This window comes from Brevibacterium sp. UMB1308A (assembly GCF_030230605.1).
Lineage (GTDB): Bacteria > Actinomycetota > Actinomycetes > Actinomycetales > Brevibacteriaceae > Brevibacterium.
Window position 1 is genome coordinate 1 of record NZ_JASPDO010000039.1, and the last position, 13,627, is coordinate 13,627.

Annotated in this window: 13 protein-coding genes; 8 read left to right on the forward strand and 5 right to left on the reverse strand. The window is 58.9% G+C overall.

Going from position 1 to position 13,627, the window contains the following annotated elements; translation table 11 throughout:
* Window positions 1–33: 33 nt before the first annotated feature.
* Window positions 34–819: an exodeoxyribonuclease III gene (locus tag QP868_RS11440; RefSeq protein WP_284926696.1), complete on the reverse strand. Its 786-nt coding sequence runs from the start codon at window positions 817–819 to the stop codon at window positions 34–36.
* Window positions 820–872: 53 nt separating this feature from the next.
* Here QP868_RS11440 and QP868_RS11445 point away from each other — a divergent pair, with 53 nt between their 5' ends.
* The 6 genes from QP868_RS11445 to QP868_RS11470 all read left to right on the forward strand — a co-directional run bounded on the left by QP868_RS11445 (window position 873) and on the right by QP868_RS11470 (window position 6,915).
* Entirely contained in the window at window positions 873–1,631 is a 759-nt protein-coding gene (locus tag QP868_RS11445) for an SDR family NAD(P)-dependent oxidoreductase (protein ID WP_284926697.1), read from the forward strand.
* Between the two features lie 283 nt (window positions 1,632–1,914).
* The gene (gene pyrE / locus QP868_RS11450) at window positions 1,915–2,496 is read left to right on the forward strand and encodes an orotate phosphoribosyltransferase (protein WP_284926698.1); all 582 of its coding nucleotides are present in this window, start codon (window positions 1,915–1,917) and stop codon (window positions 2,494–2,496) included.
* A 199-nt stretch (window positions 2,497–2,695) separates the two neighbouring features.
* Window positions 2,696–3,580, forward strand: coding sequence for an ABC transporter ATP-binding protein (locus QP868_RS11455; protein WP_284926699.1), 885 nt, complete (start codon window positions 2,696–2,698; stop codon window positions 3,578–3,580).
* Window positions 3,577–5,118 (forward strand): ABC transporter permease, encoded by a 1,542-nt coding sequence (locus QP868_RS11460; RefSeq protein WP_284926700.1) that lies wholly within the window; start codon window positions 3,577–3,579, stop codon window positions 5,116–5,118. The genes QP868_RS11455 and QP868_RS11460 overlap by 4 nt, the downstream gene beginning before the upstream one ends.
* A complete protein-coding gene (locus tag QP868_RS11465; protein WP_284926701.1) occupies window positions 5,115–5,735 on the forward strand; it encodes a TrmH family RNA methyltransferase in 621 nt (206 codons plus the stop codon). Before QP868_RS11460 ends, QP868_RS11465 begins: the two co-directional genes overlap by 4 nt.
* Window positions 5,736–5,748: 13 nt before the next feature.
* The gene (locus QP868_RS11470) at window positions 5,749–6,915 is read left to right on the forward strand and encodes a proline-rich domain-containing protein (protein ID WP_284926702.1); all 1,167 of its coding nucleotides are present in this window, start codon (window positions 5,749–5,751) and stop codon (window positions 6,913–6,915) included.
* Window positions 6,916–6,987: 72 nt separating this feature from the next.
* Here QP868_RS11470 and QP868_RS11475 read toward each other — a convergent pair whose 3' ends face one another.
* The 3 genes from QP868_RS11475 to QP868_RS11485 form a co-directional block, all read right to left on the reverse strand.
* Complete coding sequence (locus QP868_RS11475) at window positions 6,988–8,073, reverse strand: NADP-dependent oxidoreductase (RefSeq protein WP_284926703.1); 1,086 nt, start codon at window positions 8,071–8,073, stop codon at window positions 6,988–6,990.
* An 89-nt stretch (window positions 8,074–8,162) separates the two neighbouring features.
* Window positions 8,163–9,314: an acyl-CoA dehydrogenase family protein gene (locus tag QP868_RS11480; RefSeq protein WP_284926704.1), complete on the reverse strand. Its 1,152-nt coding sequence runs from the start codon at window positions 9,312–9,314 to the stop codon at window positions 8,163–8,165.
* 70 nt (window positions 9,315–9,384) lie between these two features.
* Window positions 9,385–10,569 carry an acyl-CoA dehydrogenase family protein gene (locus QP868_RS11485; RefSeq protein ID WP_102238926.1) on the reverse strand — a complete coding sequence of 395 codons (1,185 nt, stop codon included), beginning with the start codon at window positions 10,567–10,569 and terminating at the stop codon, window positions 9,385–9,387.
* A 154-nt stretch (window positions 10,570–10,723) separates the two neighbouring features.
* Between QP868_RS11485 and QP868_RS11490 the strand changes: the two genes are divergently transcribed.
* Window positions 10,724–10,951, forward strand: a complete 228-nt coding sequence (locus tag QP868_RS11490) for a PLDc N-terminal domain-containing protein (protein WP_284926705.1) — start codon at window positions 10,724–10,726, stop codon at window positions 10,949–10,951.
* Between the two features lie 23 nt (window positions 10,952–10,974).
* On the opposite strand, the gene QP868_RS11495 is transcribed toward QP868_RS11490, so the two are convergent.
* Window positions 10,975–12,402 (reverse strand): MFS transporter, encoded by a 1,428-nt coding sequence (locus tag QP868_RS11495; protein ID WP_284926706.1) that lies wholly within the window; start codon window positions 12,400–12,402, stop codon window positions 10,975–10,977.
* A 164-nt stretch (window positions 12,403–12,566) separates the two neighbouring features.
* On the opposite strand from QP868_RS11495, the gene fbaA reads away from it, so the two are divergent.
* Entirely contained in the window at window positions 12,567–13,589 is a 1,023-nt protein-coding gene (fbaA, locus tag QP868_RS11500; RefSeq protein ID WP_284926707.1) for a class II fructose-bisphosphate aldolase, read from the forward strand.
* The last annotated feature ends 38 nt before the right edge of the window (window positions 13,590–13,627 follow it).

Below are 13,627 nucleotides of genomic sequence, written 5' to 3' on the forward strand. Positions count from 1 at the left end.
CGCTTTGCGCCGTTTCGTGTCTGGGCGGGGTGCCTACAGCTGGTAGTCCACCCACACTGGGGCGTGGTCAGAAGCCCCCTTGCCCTTACGCTCTTCACGGTCGATGAACGCGTCTGTGGCGCGCTCAGCAAGGCTAGGCGACGCCAACTGGAAATCAATACGCATCCCCTGCTTCTTAGGGAAACGTAACTGCTGATAATCCCAAAACGTGTACACGCCAGGACCCGGCGTGAACTGGCGGGTCACCTCGGTCAGACCAGCCGAAATCAAACCGTTAAACGCATCACGCTCCGGCTGAGACACGTGCGTGGCACCCTCAAACGCAGCCATGTCCCACACGTCCTCATCCAACGGCGCCACGTTGAAATCCCCACACATCACAAACGGCACGTCCTGCTCCAAGCGTGCCAACGCCTCATTGCGCAACTGTGCCAACCACTCCAACTTGTACGCATAATGCGGGTGGTCCAACTCGCGGCCATTCGGCACATACAACGAATACGTGCGCACACCACCGGTCACAGCCGAAATCGCACGCGCCTCCACCTGATCGTCGTCCCCAAAACCAGGAACGCCCTCAAAGCCGACCTCAACATCGTCCAGCCCCACCCGGCTGGCCACCGCAACCCCATTCCACTGATTGAGCCCATGGAACGCCACCTCATACCCACGATCCTCAAACACATGCGCCGGGAACTGCGCATCCTTACACTTCAGCTCCTGAATCGCCAACACATCCACGTCTGACCGATCCAAAAAAGCGCCAATACGCTCGGCCCGAGCCCTAACAGAATTCACATTCCACGTAACAATTCGCACCCACCCACCATATCGTTGAAGAACCACCCCTTCACGACCTCGGAGAACTCACCATGGACACCCAGCCCCGCACAAACCCGCAGCCCCGCGCCCTCATCACCGGCGCTACCAGCGGCATTGGCCGCGCGTTCGTTCACCAGCTTGCCGCCGAAGGCTACGACGTCATCGCCGTCGCCCGCACACACGAGGACCTCGCGCAACTCAACGCCACACCGCTTCCCGCTGACCTCTCCACCCAACACGGCATTGCCGCCGTCACACACGCGCTCGAAACCCAACCCATCGACGTCCTCATCAACTGTGCAGGATTCGGCGTGCGCACCTCCACACTGAACACCCCCGTGGACCAGCTCACTGCCCAATCGATGGTTATGAACGAATCCGTGCGCACGCTGAGCTGGTACGCCGTAAAGAAAATGGTCGCCCGAGGCCGTGGCGGCATTGTCAACGTCACCTCCCTGGCCGCGGTGACGACCCAGGGAACTTACGCGGCCGAAAAAGCAGCGGCCACCATATTCACGGAATCACTCGCCCACGACCTGCGCGGCACGCCCGTCACATGCACCGCCGTGCTCCCCGGATTCGTCGCGACCGACTTTCACCGCCGCATGGGCGTAGGCCGTGAATTCCCTGACTGTGTATGGATGGAACCAGACCGCGTCGCACAGATCGCACTCCGCGACGCCCGCGCCGGCAAAGTCATCAGTGTGCCCGGGCTTGGATACCAGCTTTTATATGCGTTATCGCAGGTCACACCACGCCCACTCATGCGTGCGCTCAGCGGCGGATTTCAGTGGAAGCGCGCCCGGTAAATCAAGGGGTCGGAGGGCCCAAGAGAACTAGGGCCAAGATCACTAAAAATGACTCGCAAAAATTTGTTGAGATCTGAATTATCTAATAGAATCTAGGTACGTAGTTCCGGTGGGGATCGGATCTACGCATCGGACGTATGGGGATGCGTCCGGGTACTCGAGGGGAGTATGACAAAACCCCGGGCTAGATGGTTAACGTCGCCCGGGGTTTTGCAGTTCACGAGCCACGCCCCCAAACACTCCCACAAGCATCAGCAACACCCATGTCAGTAGACTTAGGACTATGACGTCACGAACACCTGAACAGATCGCTCAGACCAAGTCACAACTCCTTGCCCTCATCGACGAACTCGCCGTCGTACGCGGAAGAGTCACACTGTCATCCGGCAAAGAAGCTGACTACTACCTGGACCTCCGCCGCATCACCTTGGACCACCGTTCGGCTCCACTGGTCGGCGACGTCATGTTGGACCTTTTCGAAGAACACGGGCTCCTCAACGACCTCGACGCTGCCGGCGGTCTCACCATGGGCGCCGACCCAGTTGGCACAGCCATCATGCACGCCTCCGTCCAACGCAATACCCCCGTTGACGCATTCGTAGTCCGTAAACAAGCCAAAGAACACGGCATGGGCCGCCGGGTCGAAGGCCCAGACGTCAAAGGCAAACGCGTCATCGCAGTCGAAGACACCTCCACCACCGGCGGATCAGTCCTCACCGCAGTCGAAGCACTGCGTGAAGCCGGCGCAAACGTCGTCGCCGTCGCTGTGGTTATGGACCGTGAAACCGGCGCAAAAGAACGCGTCGAAGCAGAAGGACTCCCATACCTCATCGCGCTGTCAACCGCAGACCTGGGCCTCGAGTAACGCCCAACGTCACGGGCCTCAACCAGCGCCCGGCCCCCACTCCACCTGCCTCCCTGAGAGATGACACATAACGCAATCACGCTCAGGGCGCTACAGTGGTTTCTCGGACGAAATGTGCACTGTGTCGCTAGAGACTCCCAGAGGCACTCTCCCAGAGTCTCCTAGCTACGCCTAGATACACAACGCAAAGGACTACCCAGTGCTGGAACTTTCAGACATAACAGTGAAAACGGAGCGCAAGACGTGGCTCCGTGACATCAGCCTCAGCATCGAACCAGGAGTGATTACTGGTGTCATTGGCGCCCGCGGTTCAGGGAAAACTGAGCTCGTCCGGGCAATCATGGGCCTGATCGAAACCGACTCTGGAACCATCACCCTCGAAGACAACGAACTGGGCTACGGCGACCGCCAGAACTTTGGCTACCTGCCTGCCGAACGTGGTGGCTACCCACACATGAAAGTCATGGAGCAGATCGTGTACTTTGCACGCCTGCACGGAATGACCTTGGGAGCCGCAGAACGCAACGCCGTCACACTGCTGGCTCGTCTTGACCTGTCCGACCGCGCTTACGCACCCCTCCACAACCTCTCCGGTTCAGAAGTCGCATGCGTGGAAATCGCCTCGGTCATTGCTGCCGACCCGGACGTCGTCGTCCTCGACGAACCCTTCACCGGCCTTGACATGAAATCAGCCGACCTGGTCATCTCTCTCCTTCGCGACCACGCAGAATCCGGCGTGCCCGTACTCTTCACCTCGGACGACTGGGACGAAACCCAACGCTACGCTGACCAGGTTGTAGTCCTGAGCCACGGGGAAATCGTGGAACATGACAGTGTTGAGCAGCTCCGCAAGAAGGGCAAGCCCGTCTACCGCGCTGAGTTTGTCAACGAAAAGGGTGCCAAAGACGCCGAGGTGGCCCTCGCCGGGATCGTCAGCGGCGACTTTACGCGCAAAGGCTCCATCGTCGAATTCCAGACGAGCGACATCAACCGTGCACTCAACGCCGTAAACGGACTGAGCGGACTGCGTAACTTCACCACGCAGCCAGCCAACCTCGAAGAACTTTTCAAGGAGCGTGTATGAGCCAGGACAAAAACAAACCCGGCACTAACAGCGCCAATACTAACAGCGCCGGCAGCACTCCGCTGGACCCGCACAACATGGCGCTTGGTCTTCCCACCGACGACGGTTCCATGACAGAGGCAACGTTTGTCACCTCGGACGACCTCCCAGAGGAACTCCGCGACACCCGCCCCACTGACGACGGCCCCAAAACCGGGCTGGTCTCAGAGTTCCGCGACCTGACCTTTGGGCAGAGCGCGTTTCTCGTGTCCAACCGCGAAACTTCAGCGGTGTCTCGTAGCCCTATCTTCTACTTGACTACGCTCATCATTGGCCTGGTGGTCATTGCGGGGCTGATCTTTGGTGTGCAACGCGCTAACCAGCAGTCGGGCGAAGTTGGTGGCGGCACAATCGCCACCGTGGGCATGGCCCAGCAGGCCCCGCAGATTGAACAGCAAACCGGTCTGAAGGTTCACGACACCAACTCACCAGAAGAAGCCGAAAAAGCCGTGCGGGACGGCAAGGCCGACGCGGCGTTCATCGTGGACCCCACCGGTATGGGTGCTCCAACAATCATCGCCTTGGACAAGAAACCAACCAAGGTTCTGGCCGCACTCGGTTCCGAGCCAGAGGTCACGTACCTGGAACAGCCAGCAGTGTCGTACGAGGTCGCACAACCCGTTGCGATTGGTCTCGCCGGACTGCTGATCGCCGGTGCTCTCACCCTGGCCTTCGCCATGTACGGCAACCTGCGCGTGGAAAAGCGACACCGGATCGGCGAGGTTCTGGCCGCCACCATTCCACCTAAGTCTTCGGCCGTGGGACGTATTCAAGGACTCACCACGCTCAGTGTTGTGTACGTGTTGGTCGCGGTAGCGCTCCTGTTCATGGGCTTGTCCGTTACCTCGTACACCTCGCAGGCAATCGCCATGCTCCCGGCAGTTGGCTGGTTCGCCGCACTGTACCTGGTGACCGTGGGCGCAACCCTGGCGCTCTTCCTGTGGGCTTCGAACATTGTGGGTCGCCGCGCCCGCCAGATCGCCATTGGTGTGATGTGCGCCGTGGTGATCGTTGGCGCGTTCCTCCCGCTGGTCTTCGCCACGAACCCCGCTGTTATGAAGGTCCTGGTCTACGTGCCGTTCACCGCACCGGTTGCCAACGCTTTGCACTTCCTGGGCGCTAACGCCGAATGGTGGAACGGCCTGCTTGCAGTCGGCATCAGCCTGGTGTTCGCCCTGATCGCAGTGGCTATTGGCGCGGCCTCCTACCAGGCCAACTTGCTGCGCGGAACCGGCCGCGAAACCCTGTCCGCCAGCCAGAAGAAGCGCCTTAAGGAACGCTCGCAGGACTCGTCCGCTGACAAAGACAGCAAGGGCGGCGAAGATAGCAAGGACAGCAAGGGCGAAAAGAAGGAAAAGAAGTCCGCCGAGGTGGATTCCGAGTCCGACACGGACAAAAAGAAGGTCGGCGCTAAGTCCAGTGCGAAAGCCGACGGTGAAACCGGTACGAAGTCCAGCGCGAAAGCTGGCAAGAAGCCTGCAACAGGCGACGACAAATGACGGAACATCAGATCGGGGTGGGGCCCTGGGAGGGGCCCCTTCCTGATCATCCCCGCTACGACCCGGAACTGCTGGAACAAGGTGACCGGCGGAACGTGGTCGACAAGTATCGGTACTGGACGCTTGAAGCGATCGTCGCCGACCTCGACCGCACGCGCCACGGGTTCCACGTCGCCGTGGAAAACTGGCAACATGACCTAAACATCGGCTCCGTAGTGCGTACTGCCAACGCTTTTAACGCCTCTGCAGTACACATTGTGGGGAAGAAACGGTGGAATCGCCGCGGTGCCATGGTCACTGACCGCTATCAGCACATTTACCACCACGAAACTGCTGAGGCTCTTGCCCTGTGGTGCCAGGAACGCGAACTCCCACTCATTGGCATTGACAACTTCCCCGACTCGGTAGCGCTGGAAACTTATGACCTGCCACGCGAATGCGTATTCCTCTTTGGCCAAGAAGGGCCAGGGCTCACCGACGAAGCGCACCACGCGTGTGAAGCAGTCCTGTCGATCGAACAGTACGGTTCGACTCGGTCCATGAACGCAGCCGCAGCAGCAGCGATCGCAATGCATGCGTGGATTCGGCGCTGGGAATTCGGGCAAGCTGTAACCTAGATGACGAATAGAATTGCCACGCGTTAACTTTGGAAAGCAGGCAACCTTGGGTGCAACACTGACAGCCACACACAGTCACCGTTCCGGGGTCACACGTACCAAAAAAGCAATCGCATGCCTCCTCGCCGTGGTGTGCGCATTCGCCTTAAGCGCGTGTGTCAAACTCAACAGTGACATGAAGATCTCCAAAGACCTGATGATCAGCGGGTCGATCCTGTTCCAGGTCGACTCAACTGCGTTTCAAGGTCAGCTCGGAGGATCCCCTGACATCCAAGACGAAATCCAAGAGCTACAGTCCAAGCTCCCACCCGAAGTCACCGTCAAAGAAGTATCCGATGACGTGTACAAGGGCTACGAGCTCACGTTCACCAAAATGAAGCCTGAAGACTTTACCGCGTTCTGCGAAGAGCACTTTTCTGGCGTCATGGGGCGTGATCTGGTGATCGAAAAGACAGACAACGGGACCATCAAGTTCTCCATGACTAACCCGCTGACGGCAGACTTGGGCGGGGCTTTTGGATCAGGTAACCCGTTTTCCAACCCGTATTTGGGAACCGGAGGTAGCGCCTCTGCCAAGGGAGCGGTCGACGAATCGATCATCAAGTTCACCTTTCCCGGAAAAGTCATTTCAGCAGACGGCGCCGATGTTCAAGGCAAAACAGCCGTCTGGAACCTTAAAACCTTCGACGGCGACACGCTGACCGCTGAAGCGAAAGCAAGCGGATTCCCATGGCTTGTTCTCATTATCGTCGCGGTTGTGCTGGTCATCCTGCTGATTATTGGCGGGGTGATTCTGCTGGTCGTCATGTCCAAAAAGAAAAAGGCTGCGCAATCGCAACAACCCGGGTTCCCAGGTGGATTCCCACCCGCAGGGGGACAACCTGGAGGATACCCGGCAGGTGGGCAACCCGGTGGCTATCCGGCAAGTGGCGGACAGTTTGGAAGCCAACCAGGCGGTTACCCGGCTGGTGACCAGTTTGGAAGCCAGCCGGGAAGTCAGCCAGGTGGCTACGGGTCCGCTCCTTACGGCGGGACGGGTTACGGTTCAGCCCCCGCCGGTGGGGCGGGTTACGGCTCTGCCCCGCAGCCGGGTTACCCGCAGCAAGGCAACCAGGGTTACCAGGGCAACTCCGGTAACTCTGACCAACGCTTCCAGCCACCCGCACCCGGAGCATACTGACAACGATTGACAGGAAAGGCCCCGGAGCACTTCGATCTGAAATGCTCCGGGGCTTTCTTGTGCGAACAGCCGTTAGTCAGCGAACTTCACAATGGTTTTACCGAAGTTCTTTCCTTCCAGCATGCCCACAAACGCATCGACCGTGTTCTCAAACCCGTTCGTGATGTCCTCCAGGTACTTCACCTGGCCAGATGCCACCCATTCGGTCATGTCCTTTAAGAACTGTGGTTCGAGGTCACGCACAAACTCGGACTGAATGAACCCGCGGATGGTCAACGACTTAGCCAGTGACAACATCATGAGCTTCTCCATGCCACCGGCAGGCGACGGGTCAGTTGTCCCGTTGTAATTGGCTACAAGACCACACACCGGCACACGCGCAAACGTGTTCAGTAGCGGCATGACTGCCTGCCACACCGTGCCACCAACGTTTTCAAAGTACACGTCGATACCTGACGGAGCAGATTCCTCGTCAGCACCTCGGCGGCTCACAACCGCGCCACCGCGCTCAACCCATGAGCCCTTACCAACCGCATCACGCAGGTTCTGCTTGAAGTCCGGGTCGCGGTGGTCGGCGCACACGTCGAACCCAAACTCACGCAACTGCTCAACTTTCTGCGGGCCGCCAGCAATACCCACCGCGCGGGCCCCCTTGATCTTCGCGATCTGACCCACGGCGGAGCCCACCGGGCCGGTAGCCGCAGCAACCGCAACCGTTTCACCCGGCTGTGGCTTCCCGATCTCCAACAGACCCGCATATGCGGTGAACCCAGGCATGCCCAAAACACCCAGGGCCGTGGTCACCGGAACAACATTCGGGTCCAACTTACGCACGTACTTGGCACGCTCCACCGAATACGTTTGCCAACCGCCGTATCCCAACACAATGTCGCCGTTACTGAATCCGTCAGCGTTAGAGTCAACGACCTCGGCGACGGTGGCCCCCACCATCACCTCACCCAACTCAACGGGCTTCGCATAAGACTTCGCCTCCGACAGGCGCCCGCGCATGTACGGGTCCAGCGACAAGTACAGCGTGCGCAGCAACAGCTCGCCCTCACCGGGCGCGCGCACCGGGATCTCCTTGACCGCAAACGTGTTGGCGTCAGGCGCGCCTGCGGGGCGTTCGTTAAGAACATACGCTTTCGAAACCGTCATTGTCTCTCCCTTGAGTGTTAACTTGCTCCGTTAAAACCTAAAAATGAAGGGCCCCAGCACCAACACGCGCTGAGGCCCTTTCACGCAGACTACTTGAGGTCCGCTGCTTCTGGCTTAATGAGGCCACCCAGAGCGGAAAGCTCGCGAGTGACTTCTTCCTTCGAATCAAACGTACGTGGAATCACCGTCAGGCGCTTGGCGTAGTGACCAATGGGGTATTCCATGGTCATACCGATTCCACCGTGCATCTGGATCGCTTCCTGCGAAATCAGGCGAGCCGTGTCGTCGATGACGTACTTGGCTGCCAAGACATCGCGGTGGCGGGTCTCCGAGGTGCCGTCTGGGTCCTGCGTGATTGCCAGCTTGGCGTACAGGGCCATCGACTTGGCGAACTCGAGTGCCGCGTACAGGTCAGACGCGCGGTGCTGTAGCACCTGGTTGACACCAATCGGCGCACCGAACTGCTCACGGGTCTTCAGGTATTCCGCCGTCATCATGAGCGACACTTCCATGGCGCCCACGGCCTCGGAAGCCAGGGCAGCGTTAGCGATGTCCAGCACGCGCTGCACGGCGTCCTGTGCGTCCTGTCCCACAAGCGTGCCCAGCTGGGTAGCTGGGGCGCTGTCAAAGGTGACGTACGCTGTGCTCAGGCCGTCGGCCTGCGTGCGCTGGTCCACGGTGACACCCTGCGCGTCGGCCTGCACCAGGTACAGGGCCAGACCCTGCTCCGACTGTGCCGTGACCACGAACGTGTGCGCCTGTGCGCCACCTACAACGTTGCTCTTTTCACCACTGATCTGCACCTGACCAGAGCCTACGGCCCTGGTCTGCGGCGCGGTGACGTCGTAGAACGAACCAGGTTCCTGAGCAGCGAACGCCATGCGCGTTTCACCAGCCGCGACACCAGGCAGGATTTCCGACTTCTGTTCGTCGGTTCCAGCGATGTCCACAAGCCCACCACCCAGGATCACGGTTGGCAGGTACGGTTCAAGCACAAGTGCGCGGCCAAACGCTTCCATGACCACGGCAACTTCAGAGAACGTCATGCCCGCGCCACCGTGCTCTTCAGCAAACGGCAGGCTCATGAGGCCCAGTTCAGCGAACTGGTTCCACATGTCTTCGCTCCACCCGGCGTCCGAGGTGCGGATCGCTTCGCGGGATTCGGCGTCGTACTTTCCTTTCAGCAGGCGGCCCAGGGTTGCACCCAGCTCCTGCTGTACATCTGTGAGTTCGAGATCCATTTTTGTCCTCTGTTCTAAACTCGTCGCTTCGTATTTCTACGCGGCTGTTCTAGCTGTTTGAGCTGGCTGGTTACAGGCCCAGGATGGCCTTGGAGATGATGGAGCGCTGAACTTCAGAGCTACCACCGTAGATGGAGACCTTGCGGTAGTTGAAGTAGTGCGGCATTGCGTCGCCGGCGCCGTGGGGGAGTGTCTTGCGAACTTCATCGGAGTCCACGAAGTCCAGTCCCTGTGGGCCAACCACGTCGAACAGCAGTTCGGTGATGTCCTGCTGGATCTGGGATCCGCGCAGCTTGAGCACCGAGGAGCGTGGGTCTGGGCGGTCCATGCCCTTTTCCTGCGTGGAAAGGACCCGCAGCTGGGTGAATTCGAGTGCCGTGAGTTCCGCTTCGATCTTGGTGATGCGTGCTGCGAACAGTGGGTCGTCAAGCAGGGTTCCCGCCGAGGTCTTTGTCGCCTGTGCGTAAGCCTTTGCCCGAGCGAGGGCCACCTTGGACTGACCGATGCGGGCAATTCCGGTGCGTTCGTTGCCCAAGAGGAATTTGGCGTAGGTCCAGCCCTTGTTCTCTTCACCCACCAGGTTTTCAACTGGTACTTCAACGTTGTCGAAGAACACTTCGTTGACTTCAACGCCTCCGTCGATGAGCTGGATCGGACGTACCGTCACGCCAGGGGTCTTCATGTCGATGAGCAGGAACGAAATACCGGCCTGTTTCTTCACGTTGGGGTCGGTGCGGACCAGGTTGAAGATCCAGTCACCGTACTGGCCCAGGGTGGTCCAGGTCTTCTGACCGTTCACAATGTAGGTGTCGCCCTTTTTGACCGCTGAGGTCTTGAGGCTTGCCAGGTCGGATCCGGCGTTGGGTTCCGAGAATCCCTGCGACCACCAGATGTCGAGGTTCGCGGTAGCTGGGAGGAAGCGTTCCTTGATTTCCTGTGAACCGAACGTGTCAATGACCGGTCCCACCATGGACGCATTGAACGGCAGTGGGGTGGGGACGCTGGCCAGCTGCATTTCTTCAAGCCAAATGTGGTGCTGGACGGGAGTCCAGTCCTGACCGCCGAATTCCTGTGACCAGTTAGGAACCGCGTATCCGTGCTTGTTGAGGATCCGCTGCGTGGTGACGATGTCGTCCTTGGTCATCTCTTGACCAATCGCGTTACGGAAACGAATGTCCTCAGGGATTTCCGTGCGGTAGAAGTGGCGCATCTTCTCGGCAAATTCGAGTTCTTCTGCGCTCAGAAGGTTGTCCATGCCTATCCTTTCGAACGGTGACATACGTGAGTCGTTCGGTAGCGTTGAACGTGACTAAACAGTCGTTCAGTTAATGCCTCATTCTATGGTGTGGGACACACTTTGGCGAAATCCGTGCGCAGTTTGCGCGCCTGCAGAATGGTAATCTTCTTTCATGAGTGCGATCATTACTAATCCGCTGGTACCGACTGCTGGTGATGTCGCCATGTATGGCGTATCAGCGCTTGCACTCATCCTCGCAGTCGTCGCACTATTCGATCTTCTTCGTGTCAGCCACATAAGTAGTGGGAACAAAATCCTGATTGCGTTGGCAATTATTCTTCTTCCCATTGCCGCGTCAGTTGTTTGGCTGTTTATGCGGTGGAAGAAAAGCGCGCGCTAAGCTGTTGGCAGTGCGCTGTCATGTCATGCGCTGGTGCGGATTGAGCGCGCAGCGGGCACCATGAGCATGAGCGCCAAGCCTAGCGCCAGAACAATCATGATCCCCAGGCCTCCGGCACGCTGGAAACCAAAGATGGTGACGCACAGCGCGAACAGTGCCGGGCCTAAGAAACTCACCGCGCGACCTGTTGTTGCGTAGAGTCCAAAGTTCTCACCCGCCCGCTCCGGTGCGGTGATACGCGACAGAAACGACCTCGAGCTCGCCTGCACGGGTCCCACAAACAAACACAGCCACATGGCCGTCACCCAAAACACGGTCTTGTTCTCACTGACCAAAATGGGCACGCACCCGGCGATCAAGCAGATCAGGCCGGTCACAATAACGGCTTTCGGTCCCAACCAGTCATCGAACTTTCCTGCAATCAGACACCCCACGCCCGCGACAACGTTGGCGGCGATGCCCAAATAAATCACCTCGGAACCGGAGAACTCATACGCCCCTGCCGCGATCACCCCGGCCATCGCAAAAATTGTGGCCAGTCCGTCGCGGAAAATCGCGGAGGCCACAAAGAACACGAACGTCGACCTCTCCACCTTGAACAGCTCCACCAGCCGTCGGATCACCCGCGCATAGTCAGCCTTCCACGCGGCGAACCCTCGTAGCTCGCGCGAGGTTGGGTGTGTATGGCTGGCATCAGGTCCAGCAACACCGGGGCCAGCGTCACCGGGGGCGGGGCGGGCCGACGTCCGTTTCGAAAACATGAGCGGCAGACTAAAAATGAGAAACCAGACAGCAGCCAACACGGCAACTAAGCGGAAACGCAAGCCACCTTCGTCGGTTGCGCCAAAGAGTCCCACCTCGGGCTGAATGAGCGTGAACAACGCAATGAACAACAGCGCCAGTCCGCCCAAATACCCCATGGCCCAGCCAACATTCGACACCGTGCCGGCGTTTGCTGGAGTAGAAATGTGGGGCAACATGCCGTTGTACGACACCTGCGCGATCTCGAAAACCACCTGCGCAATACACAGAATCACCAGGCCAGGCACAAAGTATGCCGGCGAATCCTTCACGAAGAACAGGGTGCCCATCAATGCCACCACAATCATGGTGAACGACGTGACGGCCCGGTGGTGATTCGCTTTCGAATCCGCTCGAACCCCGGCGGCCGGGGCAATCACGGCCACCAAAAGACCCGCAAGCGCGGTGACAAAACCCAGCGCGGCCGTCCCCGAATCGTGGTCGCCTGCCACCTTGGACGTCAGGTACGGGGTGAACACGAATGTGATGATGACCGCGTTGAATGCGGCCGAGCCCCAGTCCCACAGCGCCCACGCCACAATCGTGGACCGGGTAGCGGGGGCGGGTGCCTGTTCCGAGGCCGCTGCCAGGTTCATTGCCGGGGGAGTGCTACCGCCGTGCGGGGATGCCGAGGTGTCCGATGGTTCCATATTCAGAACTGTAAGCGATCGGGCAGTGACGGGGGACACGTTTCGTTGATTATGCACTACCGCGGGGGCTGGCTCATGTTTTCAGAACCTAAAGTTCGGACTGTGTTAAACAGGGCGTGACATACTGACAGCAAGCATCCAGTTGGTATCACGAAGGAGCGTACATGCCAATCGCAACTCCCGATGAGTATGCACACATGATCGACCGCGCGAAATCAGAAGGTTTCGCATACCCAGCCATCAACGTGACATCCTCGCAGACAGTGATCGCAGCTCTTCGCGGATTCGCTGAAGCGCAGAGTGACGGTATTTTGCAGATGTCCTTCGGCGGTGCCGAATACGCATCCGGTTCGACAGTGAAAGACAAGGTCACCGGGTCAATCGCGCTCGCAGAGTTTGCCCGCGTTGTTGCCAAGAACTACAACGTTACGGTGGCGCTCCACACTGACCACTGCCAAAAAGACAAGATCGACACCTGGGTCAAGCCCCTCATTGCCGTGAGCCAGGAACGCGTTGACCGTGGTGAAGACCCACTGTTCAACTCGCACATGTGGGACGGTTCGGCCATTGAAGTACCAGAGAACCTGGACTTGGCCGCTGAACTGCTTGAACTCACCCACAACGCCAAGCAGATTTTGGAAATCGAAGTTGGCGCTGTTGGTGGTGAAGAAGATGGTGTCACAGGTGAAATCAACGACAAGCTCTACACCACTGTGGAAGACGGTATGGCCACCGTTGAGAAGCTGGGCCTGGGTGAAAAGGGCCGCTACATCACCGCGCTGACCTTCGGAAACGTTCACGGTTCGTACAAGCCAGGACACGTGAAACTACGCCCAGAAATCCTCAAGGACATTCAGGAACAGGTGGGTGCCAAGTACGGCAAGGACAAGCCGTTCGACCTGGTGTTCCACGGCGGTTCGGGCTCCTCTGCGCAGGAAATCGCTGACGCTGTGAGCTACGGAGTCATCAAGATGAACATCGACACCGACACCCAGTACGCGTTCAGCCGCCCAGTGGTTGACCACATGCTGAAGAACTACGACGGCATGCTGAAGATCGACGGCGAAGTGGGTAACAAGAAGATGTACGACCCGCGTGCGTGGGGCAAGCTCGCCGAGGCGGGAATGGCCGCCCGCATTGTTGAAGCCGCCCAGCAGTTGGGTTCAGCTGGTAAGTCACAGGGCTAAGCTCTCCACGAAACGGCGCAAAGCGAGCGAGACTACGC